15 protein-coding genes are annotated in these 17315 nt (G+C 67.6%); 7 read left to right on the top strand and 8 right to left on the bottom strand.

What is annotated here, in order from left to right:
• Positions 1 to 156: 156 nt before the first annotated feature.
• The 5 genes from AVME950_RS06465 to fhuF all read right to left on the bottom strand — a co-directional run bounded on the left by AVME950_RS06465 (position 157) and on the right by fhuF (position 5579).
• The gene (locus tag AVME950_RS06465; RefSeq protein ID WP_284429175.1) at positions 157 to 1188 is read right to left on the bottom strand and encodes a FecR family protein; all 1032 of its coding nucleotides are present in this window, start codon (positions 1186 to 1188) and stop codon (positions 157 to 159) included.
• 7 nt (positions 1189 to 1195) lie between these two features.
• Positions 1196 to 1807 (bottom strand): RNA polymerase sigma factor, encoded by a 612-nt coding sequence (locus AVME950_RS06460; RefSeq protein ID WP_284429174.1) that lies wholly within the window; start codon positions 1805 to 1807, stop codon positions 1196 to 1198.
• A gap of 599 nt (positions 1808 to 2406) precedes the next feature.
• The gene (locus tag AVME950_RS06455) at positions 2407 to 3741 is read right to left on the bottom strand and encodes a lysine N(6)-hydroxylase/L-ornithine N(5)-oxygenase family protein (RefSeq protein ID WP_284429173.1); all 1335 of its coding nucleotides are present in this window, start codon (positions 3739 to 3741) and stop codon (positions 2407 to 2409) included.
• Positions 3725 to 4594 carry a formyltransferase family protein gene (locus tag AVME950_RS06450; RefSeq protein ID WP_284429172.1) on the bottom strand — a complete coding sequence of 290 codons (870 nt, stop codon included), beginning with the start codon at positions 4592 to 4594 and terminating at the stop codon, positions 3725 to 3727. The genes AVME950_RS06455 and AVME950_RS06450 overlap by 17 nt, the downstream gene beginning before the upstream one ends.
• A 229-nt stretch (positions 4595 to 4823) precedes the next feature.
• Complete coding sequence (gene fhuF / locus AVME950_RS06445; RefSeq protein ID WP_284429171.1) at positions 4824 to 5579, bottom strand: siderophore-iron reductase FhuF; 756 nt, start codon at positions 5577 to 5579, stop codon at positions 4824 to 4826.
• A gap of 260 nt (positions 5580 to 5839) precedes the next feature.
• Here fhuF and AVME950_RS06440 point away from each other — a divergent pair, with 260 nt between their 5' ends.
• Together AVME950_RS06440 and AVME950_RS06435 are read left to right on the top strand one after the other, a co-directional pair.
• Positions 5840 to 7624, top strand: a complete 1785-nt coding sequence (locus AVME950_RS06440) for a cyclic peptide export ABC transporter (RefSeq protein WP_284429170.1) — start codon at positions 5840 to 5842, stop codon at positions 7622 to 7624.
• Positions 7625 to 7816: 192 nt separating this feature from the next.
• Positions 7817 to 8875 (top strand): formylglycine-generating enzyme family protein, encoded by a 1059-nt coding sequence (locus AVME950_RS06435; RefSeq protein WP_284429169.1) that lies wholly within the window; start codon positions 7817 to 7819, stop codon positions 8873 to 8875.
• Positions 8876 to 8969: 94 nt separating this feature from the next.
• Here AVME950_RS06435 and AVME950_RS06430 read toward each other — a convergent pair whose 3' ends face one another.
• Together AVME950_RS06430 and AVME950_RS06425 are read right to left on the bottom strand one after the other, a co-directional pair.
• Positions 8970 to 9365, bottom strand: coding sequence for a hypothetical protein (locus AVME950_RS06430; protein ID WP_284429168.1), 396 nt, complete (start codon positions 9363 to 9365; stop codon positions 8970 to 8972).
• A 65-nt stretch (positions 9366 to 9430) separates the two neighbouring features.
• Positions 9431 to 10537, bottom strand: a complete 1107-nt coding sequence (locus AVME950_RS06425; RefSeq protein WP_284429167.1) for a hypothetical protein — start codon at positions 10535 to 10537, stop codon at positions 9431 to 9433.
• A 208-nt stretch (positions 10538 to 10745) separates the two neighbouring features.
• Between AVME950_RS06425 and AVME950_RS06420 the strand changes: the two genes are divergently transcribed.
• The 4 genes from AVME950_RS06420 (at position 10746) to AVME950_RS06405 (ending at position 15196) form a co-directional block, all read left to right on the top strand.
• Positions 10746 to 10961, top strand: coding sequence for a hypothetical protein (locus AVME950_RS06420; RefSeq protein ID WP_284429166.1), 216 nt, complete (start codon positions 10746 to 10748; stop codon positions 10959 to 10961).
• A 251-nt stretch (positions 10962 to 11212) separates the two neighbouring features.
• A complete protein-coding gene (locus AVME950_RS06415) occupies positions 11213 to 12256 on the top strand; it encodes an alpha/beta hydrolase (protein WP_284429165.1) in 1044 nt (347 codons plus the stop codon).
• Positions 12257 to 12410: 154 nt separating this feature from the next.
• Positions 12411 to 13985 carry an ABC transporter substrate-binding protein gene (locus tag AVME950_RS06410; protein ID WP_502869381.1) on the top strand — a complete coding sequence of 525 codons (1575 nt, stop codon included), beginning with the start codon at positions 12411 to 12413 and terminating at the stop codon, positions 13983 to 13985.
• 77 nt (positions 13986 to 14062) lie between these two features.
• Positions 14063 to 15196, top strand: coding sequence for an ABC transporter substrate-binding protein (locus tag AVME950_RS06405; protein ID WP_284429163.1), 1134 nt, complete (start codon positions 14063 to 14065; stop codon positions 15194 to 15196).
• A 63-nt stretch (positions 15197 to 15259) separates the two neighbouring features.
• Here the strand turns inward: AVME950_RS06405 and AVME950_RS06400 are convergent, their stop codons facing one another.
• Positions 15260 to 16207, bottom strand: a complete 948-nt coding sequence (locus AVME950_RS06400; protein WP_284429162.1) for a LysR substrate-binding domain-containing protein — start codon at positions 16205 to 16207, stop codon at positions 15260 to 15262.
• Between the two features lie 119 nt (positions 16208 to 16326).
• On the opposite strand from AVME950_RS06400, the gene AVME950_RS06395 reads away from it, so the two are divergent.
• Positions 16327 to 17304 carry an ABC transporter permease gene (locus AVME950_RS06395; RefSeq protein ID WP_284429161.1) on the top strand — a complete coding sequence of 326 codons (978 nt, stop codon included), beginning with the start codon at positions 16327 to 16329 and terminating at the stop codon, positions 17302 to 17304.
• The last annotated feature ends 11 nt before the right edge of the window (positions 17305 to 17315 follow it).

Raw genomic sequence — 17315 nt, 5'->3', positions numbered from 1 at the left:
TCCAGGTAAATCGAACGACAAGGCAGCGGTCCATCGCGGTCCAGGCGCACTGGCCCGCAGTCGGGCGTGGCTTGTGCTTTGTTCCCATGACGTTCGAGCGGGCAGAACGGAGACAGCCCGCGTCCGGTTTCTTTGTCGGGGCGCTGCCCCAGGGTGTCAGCGGGCGCGCAGTTCGACGCCGCCGTCCGCCTGGACATGCACGGTCAGGGGCAGGATCGTGGGGAGCGCGGCCAGCAAGGCCGCGGAATCGCCCGCGCGGAACCGGCTGGACAGGCGCAGATCGCCCACGCTTTCGTCGGCCAGCGTGATCGGCTGGGCTCGATAGGCGTTGACCGTCGCCAGTGCATCGCGCACCGGTTCGTTCCTGAACACCAGCCAGCCTTCCCGCCAGGCCGACAGCTGGGCCGGGTCCACGGGGCGCACCGGCTCGGCCCGGCCGTCCTGGAGGGCGAGCAACTGCCCGGGGTGCAGGTCGATCGCTTCGCTTTCTGCAATCGGGTCGTTGCCCGAAGGGGCCGTCAGCGGCTGCACGCGCACGTGCCCGCGCTCCACTCCCACGGTGACGGGGCCACCCCGGTCGCGCACCGTGAACACGGTGCCCACCACCTCGATGCGCGCGCCACGGGCCAGCACCACGAACGGGCGGTCCACATCGCGGGCCACTTCGAAGCGGATCTCGCCCTGGGCCATCCGCACGCTGCGGTGCTGCCGGTACAGCGCCACGTCGATCGCGCTCCGGGGCGACAGGTCCAGCCGGCTGCCCGGGGCGCCGTCCTGCCCGTCGGCCAGCGACACCTTCAGTACCTGCGCAGTGCGTGTGGCGTAGGCGGCAGTGAACACCGGCTGCTGCCAGAGCCACTGCACGCCGCGTCCGGCCAGCAGCCCGGTGCCCACCAACGCGGCGGCGGACAGCAGCAGGCGCCGCGGCATGCGCCGGGCATTGGGCGACGCAGTGCCCGCGGCCGGGTCGCTGAAATGCGCACGCAGTTCGGTCGAGGCGCTGCCGATCGCCTCCCAACGCCGGCGCGCCTCCTGCGCCGCGGCCTCGTGCTCGCCCGAGCGCTGGCGCCACTGGGCCAGCGTGGCGCGCGCGTCCTGCGCGGCCGGCTCGGGCGCGACATCGGCCTGCACGATGAGTGCGATGGCGTGCTCGATCAGGCGCTCGCGCGGCGCGGCGGTCAGGGACATGCGGGGCTCAGGAAAAATCTTCGGCCAGGGTGGCCTCGAAGCCCGCGCGGCCGGATGGGCTCTGGTGTTCGATCAGGCTCGCGCGCAGTTCGGCGAACACGCGCGAGCAATCGACCGTGGCGCGCACCATGTGCTTGGCCACCGCCATTTCGGTGATGCCCAGGCGCTCGGCGATTTCGGTGCGCGTGTGGCCATAGGCCCTGAACAGCAGGAAGACCTCGCGGCGCCGGGGCGGCAGCCGCTCGATCGCGTCCACCAGCCGGCGCAGCACCTGGCGCTGCGCGGCGAAGTACTCGGACGATGGCACCGCCCCGTGGCGCTCGTCGCCCGCGTGCTGGCTGGCCCAGTCCTGGGCGACCTTGCGCTTGCGGTAGTCGTCGATGCACAGGTTGCGTGCCACCCTGAAGAGCAGGGCGCGGGGCGATTCGACGGTGGACAGCGAAGACGGCGCTGCCGATTCGCGCGCCGCTGATCCCTTGGCGGCCACGGCCTGGGCATACACCCGCTCGAAGCTCGATTGCGCGATGTCGGCCGCATAGTGCGGGTCCCTGAGCTCGTACGTCAGGTGCCGGCGCAAGTCCCCGTAGTGGGTCACCAGTTCATGGATCAGATCGCGCATGAGGCCGTTTCCCGCAAATGCCAATGATCGGACCCCAGGCACCGCCACGCGGCGGGCTGCCGATCCGTTCGCGCCGCCGGTGCACGGAAGGCGCTGCAGAATGCGATGGCCTGGGTTCAATGCGAATAGTTCGCATTTGAATCATAGCATGGGGTCGACTGAGCCTTTGTCAGGCGATCTGAAGGCTGCAAAATGCGGAAGTCTGGAAGGTCGCAAAGCGAAGCGCAACGCCACTTGAAGGCACTACCCGTCCATCAACCAAGGAGTCATTGATGAAACGAATTCTGGCCCTCCTGATCGCAGGACTGCTTTTCCCCGTATGGGCCCTGGCGGGTGAGGACCCTGACTCTGAAGGGGTAGAAAAGACGGATCGGTGGAATTTCGCGTTGGAGTCTGAGCGATAGCAGTGGAGCCGGCGCCGCGGCCTGGGGCATGAAGGGGTTGCATTGCTCCGCTTCATGGCCACTGGACGGCGTGGCTCGTGCAGGGCGCCGTGGCACCTGATCCCCGGGTCGGGGGCGGGTCCCACAGAGCGGCCGATCTGGCGATGGTTGGGCTCCCCGCCTCATCCTTCCTGGGCCTTCGGCCTGCGCGCCGGTTCAGGCGGGGGTCGGCTCCATCGCCCCGCGGGAACGTGCCGCGGCGGCCGGTGTGGCGGCCAGCAGGGCGTTGCCGATCTCCCCAGTGCGCACCGACGTGACCGACAGCAGCGTGTCGCTCAAGCCGTGCGAGCTTTCGCAGGCCCCTTGCAGGTAGATGGCCGGCTGGAAGTCCGGCGGGGTTTGCACGCGGTAGTGTCGATCGACCTGCAGGTCGCCCAGGTAGGGCGCCAGGGGCTGGAGCAGGTCCTTGTGCTGCGCCCGCGCATAGCCCGTGGCCAGCACCACGGCGTCGTAGCGCACGGTGCTCTGCTGGCCGCTGTCCTGGTCCGCCAGCGACAGGTGGATGCCCGCCGCATCGGCCCGCACCGCGCCGACCTCCTGGCGCCGCAGAAAGCGCAGCCGCTCGCCGCCTGCGACCTTCTGTTCGTAGAAGAGCTTGAAGATCTGCTGGATCAGTTCCATGTCGGCCACCGCATAGTTGGTGTGCCAGAACTCCTCCAGCAGCGCCGAGCGTTCCGACGGCGGCCGGCTGTACATGTAGTCGGTGAACTCCACGTTGAAGATCTCGTTCACGAACGGGCTGTCGTCCGAGGGCCGGATCGATCGGGCGCGCATGATCAGATCCACCTGCGGCGCGCCGGGCCGGCCCTGCAGGTCCATGAAGATCTCTGCCGCGCTCTGCCCCGCGCCCACCACCGCGATCTTGCGCGCCGCACCATGCGATGCCATGCCCTGCAGGTAGGTGCTGGAGTGGAAGACGCGCGGGTCGGCTCTGAAGGGCTGGAAGGCGGGGGGAATGTTGGCCGTGCCGCCCACGCCCACCACCAGGTTGCGCGCCAGCCGTTCGGTCACCGTGCCCGCCCGGTCGCGCGAGCGCACGCGCAGGTGGGAGACGGGCGCCGCCTGCGGCGCGTGCGACGCGGCGCCACCGGTGTGCTGCCGCTCGGGCAGCACTTCGAAGACGTCCTCGCCATAGATGCAGTGGTCCTCGAATTGCTCTGCCGCCCAGCTCAGATAGTCGTTGAATTCGCGGCGGCTCGGGTAGAAGCTCTTGAGGTTGATGAAGTCCGGCAGGCGGCCTTTCTCATGCAGGTAATTGATGAAAGTGAACCGGCTGGTGGGGTTGCGCAGCGTGGCCAGGTCCTTCAGGAACGAGATCTGCATGTGCGACTGGTCCAGCAGCATGTGCGGGTGCCAGGCGAAGGCCGGCTGCCGTTCGATGAACAGGGCGTCCAGGGGCCGGCTGGCATGGCGCTTTTCCTCCAGCGCGATGGCCAGGGCAACGTTGGACGGGCCGAAGCCGATCCCGATGAGGTCATGAATGGCAGGCATGGGATGTCAACTCCTGTGTGGTGAGGGAGGGTGTTTCGGCCAGCAGCGCCAGCCCCTGGTGCAGCGCGGGAAACAGGCTTTGCTGGAAGTTGTTCCAGCGCATTTCCAAGATGGTGTCGTCCGGGGCGATGGGCGTGGCGAGCACGTCGAAGATCACCTCGCCTGAGTCGATGCCCTGGTCCACGTAGTGGAAGGAGGCGCCCGTCATCGACACGGGCGGCACGGGCACGGTGGCGCGCGTGGTCCAGTCGATGACCTTCTCCCCCCGCGCGCCGTGCAGCGCATCGAGCGTGGCGTAGGCGCCGCGGCGCTGGTATGGGGAGCCGGGCCGCGTGATGCCCGGGTGGATATTGGCGATGCGGCGCCAGTACGGATTGCCCGGCCGCGCCAGGTCGTCCAGGATCACCAGCAGGCCGTCGAGCACCACGATGTCGGCCTGCAGCGCATCCAGCTGCTCGCGCAACTGGCGCTCGAACGCCTGCTTGCCCGGCACCCGCTGCGCCGAATCGCGCGGCAGCCGGCGGTAAGTGGAGGGCACCGAATGCATCAGGTCCTTGAGCGGCCGGCCCTGCGTGCGCAGGCCGTGGGGAAAGATCCAGGGCCGCGCGGGGTCGCAGGAGAAGCCGTAGTCCTGCAGTGCGGCCTGGTCTCGCGGGGATTGCGGATCGTCGTCGAACACGATGCCTTCCAGGGAATAGGCATCGCCCAGCGGCGTCTGGTCCAGTGCCTCGGCCAGGGATTCCAGCGGAGACTTCATGTAGCGCTGGCCCCCTTTGTACGCCACGTGCCGGCCGGCCTGGTCGGCCGCCGCGTTGCGCAGGGAGAGGACATATGCGAGTTTTGCCTTGGGCATGAGCGAAGTGAGTCCAGTCAAGAGTGGATGAACCGATGGCGGCGATCGGGGTGTGCCGGCGCGCCGTTGCCCGGGCGCGGCGCATCCTTGGATGCAGCCGTTCCCGCGACCCCTGTCGGGAAGACGAACGGCGCTGCCATCTGTTCACTACGGCGCTGTCGCACCGGCGGCACGCCTTCGTCCATGCCCGGGCTCGGACGGTGGTGGTGGGCTGTGGCGCCGCGCATGGTCAGGCGCTCGGCGCCTCGGCCGCCCTGCGGTGCTGCGGCGCCAGCGGGCACGCGCCGCAATGGCTTTCACCGGGCAGCAGGTAGTACAGGCAGCATTGCCGGTGCAGCCGCAGCGGGGCGGCCGCCTCGCCGCGCGGCACCTCGCGCTGCGGACCGTGCATCGGATTGCTGCCCTCGGGCCAGTGCGCGCGCTCCAGCAGGAAGTCGCGGTCGGCCGCCACGGGCGTGCCGGGGCCCACCTGTGCCACGGCCTGCGCCAGGATGAGGTCCAGGCGCCGCGCCGTGTTGCCCCAGAGGATCTTCGGGGCCACCCGCGTCAGTTCGGTCAGCCGGGCAAACAGCGGCGCCAGGTGTTGCCAGAGCAGGGCCGCATAGCGCTCGGCCGTGGCAGTGCCCCGCATGGGGGTGCCCGCGGCGACGATGTGAAAGCTCTGCACGGTGCCGTGCGCATCCAGCCGCAGCCAGATGTTCTGTGCGCCGGCCGGGAAGGCGTGCTGCAGCACGCTGGCCGCAGCCACCATCGGTGGCAGCAGCCGGTCCAGGTAATCCAGTGTCCACACGGAGGCCACGGCCCGCAGGTCGTGCAGGCCCGCGCCCCGGTGCCGCGCCTGGCGGTGCAGCACATCGCTCAGGCCGCCGGGCGTGCCCAGCAGCGCGGCCAGGTGCAAGGCGCCAGGCGGCGGCACCGCAGCGCACTGCAGGCCGTCGCCGTGCGCCGCCAGCGCGCCAGGGAACAGGGGTTGCAGGATCGGCATCACGGGGGACATAGGACGGAGACGCAGCAACCCCTGCATTGTTCACGCGGCGGGACGCGGCCCCGGCATGCCGGCACGGCGCGGGAACGCCGGCATGAACATTTGCGGCGGGCCATCGTCTCGGGGGTGGGTGGCGCGCAAGCGCCGCCGCAGGCTGGCCCCGGGCCGCGCTGTGCGCGGGACGGGTGCCTGCGGTCGTCCATTCCACTCCAGCCGGGCCGCGGGGCGTTGCACGCCACCGGGGCGGAAAGATCCTTCGCATGACATCTCCCAATGGCCCCAGTGGCAACGCCGCCGAAATCAGGCGCCTGCTCCAGCCCTTCCTTCCGTGGATCGCGCTGTCCGCCATCACCGGCATCGGCGCCGGCGCGGCCACCGTCGCGCTGCTGGCCACCATCAACCGGGTGCTCAACACGCCGGGCGGGCTGGCCGGCGGGCTCCTCATGGTCTTCATCTGCCTGTGCCTGGGCGCCCTGGCCGGCCGGGTGGTGTCCGACATGTCCAGCAACTTCGTGGGCCAGCGCCTGGTGGCGCAGGTGCGCAAGGGGCTGGCCCAGAAAATCCTCGCGGCGCCCATCGATGCGCTGGAGCGCTACCGCACCCACCGGCTCATGCCCGTGCTCTCGCAGGACGTGGACATGATCAGCGACGTGGTGTTCGCGCTCTCGGCCACCCTCATCGCGGTGGCCATCGCGCTGGGCTGCCTGATCTACCTGGCCGTGCTGTCGCTGCCGCTGTTCGGCGTGCTCATCGTGGCGCTGGCCATCGGCGCCACCATCCAGGTGGTGGCGCAGTCGCGCGGCGTGGCGGGCTTCTGGAAGGCGCGCGAGTACGAAGAGCAGTTGCACAAGGCCTATCGCGGCATCAGCGAAGGCGCCAAGGAGCTGCGCATGCACCGCGAGCGCCGCGCCCGCATGTTCAGCGGGCAGATCGAGCGCGTGGTGGACAGCATCCGCACCGTCAATGGGCGCGCCATCAACACCTATGTGATCGCCACGGCGTTCGGCTCGGCGCTGTTCTTCCTGCTGATCGCGCTCATTCTCGGCTGGGCCGCGCTGCGCGCGCCCGAGCCGGCCGTGCTCAGCGGGTTCGTGCTGGTGCTGCTGTTCCTGAAGGGGCCCATGGACCAGATCGCCTCGGCGCTGCCCGGCGTGGGCCGGGCCAAGGTGGCCTTCCAGCGCATCGCGGACCTGTCGGCCCGCTTCGCCAGCCCCGAGCCGCACCTGCCGCTGCACGCGCAGCAGCGCGAGGCCCGCCTGGACGATGCCATCGAACTGCGCGACGTGCGCTATGCCTTCGATGCACCGCAGGGCGGCGAGCCCTTCGTGCTCGGCCCCATCAACCTGCGCCTGCGCAAGGGCGAACTCGTCTTCGTGGTGGGAGACAACGGCTCCGGCAAGACCACCCTCATCAAGCTGCTGCTGGGGCTATATGCACCGCAAAGCGGCACCATCGTGCGGGACGGCGAGGCCGTCGTGCCCGAGACGCGCGACGACTACCGCCAGCTGTTCACCACCGTGTTCTCGGATTTCTACCTGTTCGAAGACCTGCTGGGCGGCGAGTCGGTGGGCTCGACCGAGCAGGCCCAGAAGTACCTGGAGCGCCTGGAGATCGCGCACAAGGTGTCGGTGAAGGACGGCGTGTTCACCACCACCGACCTCTCCACCGGTCAGCGCAAGCGGCTGGCGCTGGTGCATGCCTACCTGGAGGGGCGCCCGGTGCTGGTGTTCGACGAATGGGCGGCCGACCAGGACCCCACCTTCCGCCACCTGTTCTATACCGAGCTGCTGCCCGAGCTGCGCGCCAAGGGGCACCTGCTGGTCGTCATCTCCCACGACGACCGCTATTTCCACCTGGCCGACCGCGTGGTGACCATGCAGGCGGGCCGCGTGGCGCAGGACCGCGTGACCCCCGCCACGGAGGGGCAGGGTGGCGGGCACGGCGGTCCGCCGCCTGCATCGCCGCAGACGGTGCCGCACGGCCCTGGGGTGCCACCGGCCCAGGCCACGAGGGAGGAAGCCCGGGAAGACCTGACGCCAGCGTGATCCCCGGCGCTGTGCGCGCCGTGTGCGGCAGGCACTGCGAACCCTGGTGGGGCGGAATTTTGCTCCTTTTTTTGTAGCGTTATGCCCTAGTGAAATATGCCGTGAAAGCCAATTTGGCTTGAATCATTCGCAGACTGCCACCGCCCGCATACACTGATCCCCTCCGGTCTCCGGGACCCTCAGGGAATCGCCATGCGCCCTTGCACGCTCCGTGTTCTGTCTTCCTTGCCAGCGGTGCTGGGGCTGGCGTTTGCGACCTTCGCGCACGCGCAGCCGCCCGCCGCCACGGTCTGGACCAATTCGATCGGCATGCCCTTCGTGCGCATCCCGGCCGGCCGCTTTCGCATGGGCAGCGACGAATCCCCCGAGGCCCTGGCGGCGTCCTACCCGCTCATGGAGCGCCAGCGCTTCACCCTGCTGGCGGACGAGGCGCCCGTGCACACCGTGCGCATCCGCCGCGCGTTCTACCTGGGCCAGACCGAGGTGACCGTGGGCCAGTTCCGCCGCTTCATCGAGGCATCGGGCTACCGCGCCGAATCCGAGGCCGACGGCACGGGTGGCTATGGCTACAACCCCCGCTACGACCCGGCCAGCACCGCGCGCGGCGACGCCTTCGAGGGGCGCGACCGGCGCTACTCCTGGCGCAACCCCGGCTTTGCGCAGGGCGACGACCACCCTGTGGTCAACATCACCTGGCACGACGCGCACGCGCTGGCGGCCTGGCTCAGCAGCACCGAAGGCCACCGCTACCGCCTGCCGACCGAAGCCGAGTGGGAATACGCCTGCCGCGCCGGCACGCGCACCCGCTATCCGCACGGTGACGATCCTCAAGGCCTGGTGCGCCACGCCAACACGTTCGACCAGGACGCCGTGCCTTACTGGCCCCGCTGGCAGGCCCAGGCGCTGAAGGGCCACGACGGCCACGCCTTCACCGCGCCGGTGGCCAGCTACCCCGCCAATGCCTTCGGCCTGCACGACATGGTGGGCAATGCATGGGAATGGGTTTCGGACTGGCACGGCGACACTGCCTATGCCGAGTCGGCGCGCGACGATCCGCAAGGCCCCGCGCAGGGCGATGTGCGCGTGCGCCGCGGCGGCTCCTGGCATACCTGGCCGCTGTATGCGCGCTGCTCGTACCGCAACTGGAACAGCCCGGACACCCGCTATACGCTGGTGGGGGTGCGGCTGCTGCGGGAGATCGACGGTGCGGTGGCCGCCCGAAAAAAAGCGGTGCCGCCCGCCGCGCGCTGAGGGCCGCCCCGTCCCCCGGCCGTGCGCCGCTTGAATGGCGGTCGATCCGCAGCGCGGCGACTGTCGGGCGGCGTGGCTTCACGCCGCCATGCCGTCAGTCCGCGGGTGCGGGCTCCTGCACGGATTGAAGAATCGCCAGCAGCGGATCGTTCGGGTCGGGCCGATGGGTTTCCGGCCGGGTCGGGTCCCAATCCGGGTTGTTGCGGTTGAGCCATGCGCCGATCACGATGTCCCGCGCCAGGGCCCTGCGCTCTTCGGCCAGGGCTTCCAACGCCTCCTGCGTGGGCGGGGATTCCGACGAAGCATCGGGCGCGGGCTCGGATTCGTACAACTGCTGCTCCACGTTGGCCACGGCTTGCTCGAAATCGCGCAGCACATAGTGCGCCAGCAGGGCCCGCTCGTCGAACGGGGGCGGCGGTGCATCGCCAGCGGTTTCAAGGGGCGATGCGTCAGAGGTCACAGGGGTTTCGGCGAGGTATTCGGTGGTCATGGCAGGTCTTGCGAGATGAGGTGGCCGAGGCGGCGATCAGGTTCGTTGTGCGCAATCGACAGGCATCACCAACTGGACTGGTATCGCTGGTATTGGTGCGACATGCGGTAAGGGTCGAAATGGGCCATGTCGTGCTTGAACACCGATGCCGCATGCGCGAATGATTGGTAGGTGTGCGCCGCCGCCCGGAACGGGTAGGCCGCCTGGTTGAGAGCGGTTTGCGCCATGTGTTCGGCCCGATAGACGGCCGACTGCACCGCATGGTCGATGCGATGCCCCATGTTCTGGATCTTGTGTTCCGCCCGGTGCAGCGCGTTGTCCACCCGGTGCAGGCCGGAGTGGACCGCGTATTCCGCACGGTTCACGGCCGACTGGATGGCCTGATCCGCCCGGTACATGGCGTGGTCCACCCGGTGCGCCGCGGATTGCACTGCGTGGTCCACGCGGTACGCTGCTGACTGCACCGCGTGGTCCACCCTCTGGGCAGCGGAGTGCGCGACCTGTCCCACCTTGTGCCGCGCCGCATTCACGCCATGGGCCACGGCCGCGCCTGCGAGCAGCGCGCCGCCCACGCCCACCATGGCCACCTGGGTCGCCTGGTGAAGGGCTGCGTTGCCATACCGCTTGGCCTGATGGGCCAGCCGGCGCGGATCGAACCGTTCCATCGTCGATGCCAGGGAGGACGCCGCCTGGCGCGCTCCTTGCGACATGCCATGGGCCGTTTCCCCGAAAAACGCACGGGCATGGCCTGCCGCCTGGGAATAGGCCGCCTGCGCGCGCTGCCGATGGTCGGCCTGTGCCAGGCGATGTTCCCCCGCCAGCTGGGGATAGCTGAAGCCCGGGCGGGACGCGGCATGGGACTCGGCGCGGAACGCCGAATAGCCGTTCTTGAGCTTCTGCACGTCGTTTTGCATGCCCTGCGATGCCTGGTGCACGGCGCCGTGGGCGTGCATCGCGGCGTTGGAAAACGCCTGCATCATCGGCGAGCGCCCGCGCGGGGCCATGCCACCGTTTTGCGCCGGGTTCTCGCGGCCCTGCAGCCCGTTGAAACCGCTCGAGGACTTGCTTTTGCCGGTCGGTGTGCCGGGTGTGGCGGAAGGTGCCGGTTCGGCCGAAGCGCCTGCTGAACCCATGGCGGTCCGCAGCTTGTTGAAGCTGAATATCGATGTCATTTACCGTATCCCATGCAAAAAGAAGGGGCGACTGCAACCGGACGGCCGGCTTCATGTCGTGGCTGAAGGGGATGGTGCCGCATGGCTGGCCACGCCGCCTGAAGCGGTCCGAACCGATCGGCGTGCAAGCGAAGGCCGTGCAGGCCCGCGGACTTTGGCCGGCCGCCATCCCGCCACCCGTGGGAACACCGTTTGCTAAAGCATCGGCATGTCCACGCAAGACGACGAAGACCCCATCCAGCGTGCGCGCCGGCTTCGATCGGCCGCGGTGGCGCTGCGGCAATCCCTGCACCAGGCGGCCGAGCGCCTGCATCTTGCGCGCACGGCCCTGGCCGAGCAACGCCAACGCGTGGCTCCCGACCGGGTGGAAGGCCCGCGCGCCGCGCGGTTACCACACGACCCGACACGGGGCGGGTTCCGCTGAGGCCGGCAGGCCAGGCACAAGCCAACGCCACCGTTCCTTTCTTTTTCGCGCATTCCTTCGCGCCCCTGCTGGGGCCTGCCTGCGCCCCGTGACCGGGCGCACGGCGCGTGGCGCTGCCCTTGCCGTAAAACTTGCCGTCAAACGCGCCTCCTGTGCGCCGCACGCTGCCCCGGCGTGGCGTCTGACGCGGCCCGGCCCAAGCCCTCCATAGAGTGGCCGCTCATCCATTCACTGTCTCGAAGGAATGTCCCATGAGCGACGAAAAGCACGGCGAGCCCAATCCCATCGTCAACGCACTGTCCAACACCATCGCCGCGATCCGCGCCGACGATGACCAGCTCGAACTGGCCAAGGCCCACGAGGCCCTGCACCCCAAGGCCATCGAGAAACTCAGCGTGCAGGAAGCCCGCAGCCAGCCCACCGTGGCGGATGCCGTGAAACACCTGCTGACCCAGCAAGGCCGCGCCACCGACCCCACCGCGCTGGTGCCCGGCGTGCGCGCCACGCCCCTGTCCATCGACACCGACCACGGCCCACTGCAGGCCACCGTCTATGCACCGGAAGATGCCACCGGCCAGGGCGCCCAGCTGCCCGTGGTGCTGTTCTTCCATGGTGGCGGCTGGGTCATCGCCGACAAGGAGGTCTATGACGGCGGTGCCCGGGGCCTGGCCAAGCAGGCGCACGCCATCGTCGTGTCGGTGGACTACCGCCAGGCACCGGAGCACAAGTTTCCCGCCGCCTGGGACGACGCCCTGGCCAGCTACCGCTGGCTCACCCAGTTCGCCTCCCGCATCGGGGGCGACGCCCGCCGCCTGGCCCTGGCCGGCGAGAGCGCCGGCGGCAACCTGGCCCTGGCCACCGCCATTGCCGCCAGGGACGCCGGCCTGCCGCCGCCCCGGCACGTGCTGAGCGTGTACCCCGTGGCGCAGACCAGCCTCAACACCGAGTCGTACCTCGAAAACGCCATCGCCAAGCCATTGAACCGCGCGATGGTGAAGTGGTTCGTCGACCATCTGGTGCGCACGGAGGACGACCTGGCCGACCCGCGCCTGTCCCTCATCGACGCCGATTTGCGTGGGCTGCCGCCCGTGACCATCATCAATGCCCGCCTGGACCCGCTGCGCAGCGACGGAGCGAAGCTGGAAGACGCCCTGGAAAAGGCCGGCACGCCAGTGGAGCGCCGGGAATACGAAGGTGTCGCGCACGAGTTCTTCGGTGCGGCCGCGGTGCTGGAGAAGGCGCGGCTGGCGCAGGCCTACGCGGGGGAGCGTTTGCGGGAGTCGCTTGCGATCTAGGCTGCTTTCTTGCTGATCGGCACGGCGAAGGTTGCTACGCACGGGTTTTCACGGGGCATTCCTCTGCGGAATGCCCCGTGTCCTATTTCTCGTTTGAATAAACGAAAGGGGAAATCGACACTGCATCGTCACAACACTTTGACATGGAGTAGACATCTTGAATCGATTGGCCCACACTGTTCTCGCCGCATTTCTCGTCGCGGCATCTCCCTTCACTTCGGCCCAGACCGTGACCGTGGGTTTCGGTTCAGACGTGACTTCGCTGGATCCGCACTATCACATCTTCTCGCCCAACCAGAACATCGCCGACCATGTCTTCAACCGGCTGATCGAGCGCAACGACCAATTGCGCATGGTCCCCGGCCTGGCGCTGTCGTGGAGGGCCATCGACGACACCACGTGGGAATTCAAGCTGCGCCCCAATGTGAAATTCCACGATGGCACGCCCTTCACGGCAGAGGACGTGGCCTTCTCGATCGAGCGTGTCCCCACCGTCAAGGGCAGCCCCGGACCTTTCACGCTCTACACCAAGGAGATCCAGTCCGTCACCGTGGTGGACCCCTTGACCGTGCGGTTCAAGACCAGGGCGCCGCACCCCCTCCTGCCCAACGACATGGCCGTGGTGCCCATGGTCTCCAAGAGCGCCGCGTCCACCGCCAGCACGGCCGACTTCAACAGCGGCAAGGCCGCCATCGGAACCGGGCCCTACAAGCTGTCGCGGTACGTGCGTGGCGAGCGCATCGAGCTGGCGCGCAACGATGCCTACTGGGGCAGGAAGCCGCAGGCAGAGACCCTCGTGTTCAAGATCATGACCAACGACTCAGCCCGCGTGGCGGCGCTGATGTCGGGTGATGTCCAGGTGATCGACGCCGTCCCGGTGGCGGACTTCAAGCGGCTGTCCTCCGACGCCAACCTGTCGCTGGTGCAGCGCACCGGCACTCGGCTGATGTACTTGTACCTGGACCAAGGCCGGGATGTCTCTCCATTCCTCTCGGACAAGGACGGCAAGCCATTGGCCGCGAACCCGCTCAAGGATCTGCGCGTGCGCCAGGCGATCTCCAAGGCCATCGATCGCGAGGCCATCCGCGACAAGGTCATGGAAGGCGCGTCCAAGCCCACGGGGCAGTTGATGATCCCTGGACTTTCGGGCTACAGCGAAGCGCTCAAGGTGGAGCCTGTCGACGTGGCCGGCGCGAAGAAGCTGCTGGCGGACGCGGGCTATCCCAACGGTTTCAACCTCACGTTGCATGGCACGAACAACCGCTATGTCCAGGACGACCAGATCTTGCAAGCGGTAGCGCAGATGCTCAACCGGATCGGCGTCGGCGTGAAGGTGGAGGCCATGCCGTCGGCGGTCTTCTTCCCGCGCAACAACAAGGGTGACTTCTCGGTGTCGATGTCCGGGTGGTCTCCCGACAGCGGCGAGGCTTCGTCCCCACTGCGCTCCTTCATTGCAACGCCCAACAAGGACAAGGGGTATGGCACGCTCAACGCTGGCGGCTACAGCAATCCCAAAGTGGACGCGCTGCTGGAAAAAGCGCTGGCCACCATCGACGACGCCGCACGCGACAAGCTCTTGCAGCAGGCCACCGAAGTGGCGATGAACGACAAAGCCGTGATCGTGCTGCACCACCAGGTGAACCTGTGGGCCACGCGCAAGGGCCTCAAGTACGGCGGCCGCTCCGACGAGCGGACCTACGGCTTCGACTTCCAGATCAACGCGCCCTGAACACGCTGGGCCCATCGCGGCCGCGGCTGGATGGGCCTCTCGGGCCGCCGACGGCTGCATAGCACACCGGAGCAACCATGGACTTTTTCCGAAGGCGGGTCGTGACCGCCGGTCTCATTGCGGGACCGCTGGGAACGACCCTCTCATCCATGGCGTCGTCTCAGGAGGTCGTGTTTGGACAATCAGCCCCGCTGACCGGTCCCTTTGCATCGCTGGGGGAGAGCTACCGAAACGGTGCGCTGCTGGCCTTCGACGAGGCCAACAAGTCGGGCGAGCTGGGCGGGCGTCGTGTGCGTCTGGTCACGCTGGACGATGCCTATACCGTGAACAAGGCCGTCGTGAACGCCAAGGCCTTGATGGAAGAGCATCGCGTGACGTGCTTCTTCAATCACATGTTCACCAACACGGTCCGGGCAACCCTTCCGTTGGCGGTCGATGCGGGCATTCCCTTTGTGGGGGCTTATTCGGGACACCCCGACCTGTACCGCAACGACCAGCCGTTGCTCTTCATGACGCGCGCCAGCTTTGCGCAAGAGCTCCATCGAATCCTCGACTATTTGGTGTCCGTCGGCTACCAGCGCACGGCGCTGGTGTACTACGACAACGCGGTGGGCGAGGAACTCCGGCAGGAAGTGGAGTCAGGCCTGGTCCAACGGAGGAGACCACTTTTCGCCAGCGCGAAGATGCCCGTGGGCGGGAGCGCCGTGCCGGCAGCGAGGGGCACGGCGGACAAGGACATCGACGCGGTGGTACTGGGCGTATCGGGCAGCGACGCGGTCGCCTACTTGCGCATGCAGCAGGCCGGCGGACGTCGGCCCGCCTACTTTGCTCGCAGTCTCGTGGGAAGTGCCCAACTGCACCAGGAGCTCGGCGCCGATGCCGCCGGGATCATCATTTCCCAACTGGTTCCTTCGCCATTCAAGCCCACGCTGCCGGTCGCGCGTTCCTACCTGAGGCTGCTGGCGCAGCGCGATCCGAGAGCGCTTCCCACCTTTGTGGAGCTCGAAGGGTTCATCAATGCGCGGCTGATGGTCACCGCCTTGCGCAAGATCGAGGGCGCCGTGTCCAGAGAGTCCTTGCTGCGCGCCCTGTCTGCCGTGGGACGGACGGAGATTGGCGGGTTTGCAGTCGACTTCGAAGGCCGCAATCGCAATGGCTCGCAGTACGTGGAGCTCACGATGCTGCGCAGGGACGGAACCTTCGCGCAATAGGCAAGGGCGCATGGAAAACGCCATGACGGCCTGCATGGCGTGCGCAAAGCCTGGGCTTCCGGCTCAGTACGTGTCGATAAAGACGGCGTCGTGGGCAATGCCAGGCCCCGCCAAGGCCGACCGCGTCTCCTGAGCCTCCTGCAAAAGCCACGAGCGGAACACGGCCAGCGCAGGGTCGTTTTGCCGACGCTCCGGCAGCACGAAGTAGTAGCCGTATCTGCTGGTGCAACCCAGCTGCAGTGGATTCACCAGTTCACCCCGGTGCAGTTCCTCCTGCGCGTACACGATGGGCACGAGCGCCATCCCCATTCCCGCAGTGGCTGCCTTGAGCATGGTCGAGTAGAACTCATAACGAATGAAATGGGTCTGCTGGGGCAAGGCGACGCCGTGCTCGCTGCAGAACTCATCCCACGCATAGGGCGTTTCGAAATGCTTGAACAAGGGGAACTGCTTGATCGCGTCGAGCGATGTGAACGGCGTGCGCTCCAGCAGCGCTGGCGACGCGACCAGCACCATCCTGCGCCCGAACAAATAGTCGCTGATGCATCCGGGCCAGGCGCCCTCTCCGAACTGGAAAGCGCCGTCCGCCTCGGTCTCCTGCGCCCGGTCGCGCGATAGCAGGCTGGTGAACTGCACGTCCACGTCGGGATGGTTCTGCGCAAACCGCGAAAAGCGCGGCAGCAGCCACCGGTCGCCCAGGATGGCCAGGATGCGCAGGGTCAGCGACGACGGAGCCGTGCTGAGCGTGGACAGCTTGCCGGACGCCATCGCCAATTGCGTGAGGAGCGGGCGCACTTCATCCAGGTATATACGGCCCAGTTGCGTCAGCACGAGGCCCCGGTTCACGCGGACGAACAGCGTGACGCCCAGGCTTTCTTCAAGCGTCCTGATCTGCTTGCTCACCGCGCTCTGGGTGAGGAACAACTCGTCGGCTGCTCCGGTGAATGTCAGGTGCCGCGCGGCCGCCACAAAGGTGCGCAGTGCCGTGGTGGAGGGAATGACATTTCGCATCGGGGCACCTGTTTTTGCCGTCGCCAGGACGGCGAGGAATGGTCGAACGAATATAAGTCACTTCACTGTCACAGACAAGATTCGTAGCATCCGATGCATCTCTTTCACACAGGTGCGACATGTCTGTTTATCTGGTTCGAAGGCTCCTGCAGAGCGTTCTGGTGCTCGCGGTGATGTCGCTGTTGGTGTTCATCGGAGTGTTCGCCATCGGCAACCCTGTGGACATGCTCATCAGCCCTGAAGCAGACCAGGCAGAGATCGCTCGCGTGACCGCTGCAATGGGGCTGGACCAGCCCCTGTGGTCGCAGTACCTGCATTTTTCCGGCCAGGCACTGAAGGGAGATTTGGGCACCTCTTTCGTGCACAACGTGTCCGCGATGGGGCTCATCCTGGAGCGCCTTCCCGCCACGTTGGAACTCGCCGTCGTGGCGATGGGCCTGGCGGTGCTGATCGGGATTCCGTTGGGATTGTGGGCGGGCGTGCGGCCCCACTCGCTGGCTGGCAAATCGATCATGACGGGCTCGATCATCGGCTTCTCGCTGCCCACGTTCTGGGTCGGCCTGATGCTCATCATGGTGCTGTCGGTGCTGTGGGGCCTGCTGCCTTCCAGTGGCCGCGGGGCCGCCGTCAACGTGGCGGGTGTGCCGCTGTCGATCTTCACGGCCGACGGCTGGAAGCACCTGTTGCTGCCCGCGCTCAACCTGGCTCTGTTCAAGCTCTCGCTGGTGATCCGCTTGACCAATGCGGGCACGCGTGAGGCGCTGCTGCAGGACTACGTGAAGTTCGCACGCGCCAAGGGCCTGCCGATGCGGCGCGTCATCGGCGTGCATGTGCTCAAGAACATCATGATTCCCATCGTCACCGTGGTGGGGCTGGAGTTCGGCTCCGTGATTGCGTTCTCGGTGGTGACGGAGTCGGTGTTTTCCTGGCCCGGCATCGGGAAGCTCCTCATCGAGTCCATCAATCTGCTGGACCGCCCCGTCGTGGTGGCCTACCTGCTGATCGTGGTGACGATGTTCATCGCCATCAACCTGGTGGTGGACATCCTGTACTCGGTGCTCGACCCCCGCGTGCGCCTGGCGGATTCCGCCAAGTAGTTGCCGGATTG

The sequence above is a fragment of the Acidovorax sp. SUPP950 genome, from assembly GCF_030158935.1.
In the GTDB taxonomy this organism is placed as follows: domain Bacteria; phylum Pseudomonadota; class Gammaproteobacteria; order Burkholderiales; family Burkholderiaceae_C; genus Paracidovorax.
The sequence above is the reverse complement of the archived record's forward strand: the minus strand, read 5'-3'. Positions and strand labels throughout refer to the sequence as shown.

Coding starts and splice junctions, on each gene's coding strand:
- AVME950_RS06450 (WP_284429172.1), bottom strand. CDS start 4,594: ATGCCCAAGGCAAAACTCGCATATGTCCTCTCCCTGCGCAACGCGGCG.
- AVME950_RS06425 (WP_284429167.1), bottom strand. CDS start 10,537: ATGACATCGATATTCAGCTTCAACAAGCTGCGGACCGCCATGGGTTCA.
- AVME950_RS06455 (WP_284429173.1), bottom strand. CDS start 3,741: ATGCCTGCCATTCATGACCTCATCGGGATCGGCTTCGGCCCGTCCAAC.
- AVME950_RS06400 (WP_284429162.1), bottom strand. CDS start 16,207: ATGCGAAATGTCATTCCCTCCACCACGGCACTGCGCACCTTTGTGGCG.
- AVME950_RS06430 (WP_284429168.1), bottom strand. CDS start 9,365: ATGACCACCGAATACCTCGCCGAAACCCCTGTGACCTCTGACGCATCG.
- AVME950_RS06460 (WP_284429174.1), bottom strand. CDS start 1,807: ATGCGCGATCTGATCCATGAACTGGTGACCCACTACGGGGACTTGCGC.
- AVME950_RS06415 (WP_284429165.1), top strand. CDS start 11,213: ATGAGCGACGAAAAGCACGGCGAGCCCAATCCCATCGTCAACGCACTG.
- AVME950_RS06405 (WP_284429163.1), top strand. CDS start 14,063: ATGGACTTTTTCCGAAGGCGGGTCGTGACCGCCGGTCTCATTGCGGGA.
- AVME950_RS06420 (WP_284429166.1), top strand. CDS start 10,746: ATGTCCACGCAAGACGACGAAGACCCCATCCAGCGTGCGCGCCGGCTT.
- AVME950_RS06440 (WP_284429170.1), top strand. CDS start 5,840: ATGACATCTCCCAATGGCCCCAGTGGCAACGCCGCCGAAATCAGGCGC.
- fhuF (WP_284429171.1), bottom strand. CDS start 5,579: ATGCCGATCCTGCAACCCCTGTTCCCTGGCGCGCTGGCGGCGCACGGC.
- AVME950_RS06465 (WP_284429175.1), bottom strand. CDS start 1,188: ATGTCCCTGACCGCCGCGCCGCGCGAGCGCCTGATCGAGCACGCCATC.
- AVME950_RS06395 (WP_284429161.1), top strand. CDS start 16,327: ATGTCTGTTTATCTGGTTCGAAGGCTCCTGCAGAGCGTTCTGGTGCTC.
- AVME950_RS06435 (WP_284429169.1), top strand. CDS start 7,817: ATGCGCCCTTGCACGCTCCGTGTTCTGTCTTCCTTGCCAGCGGTGCTG.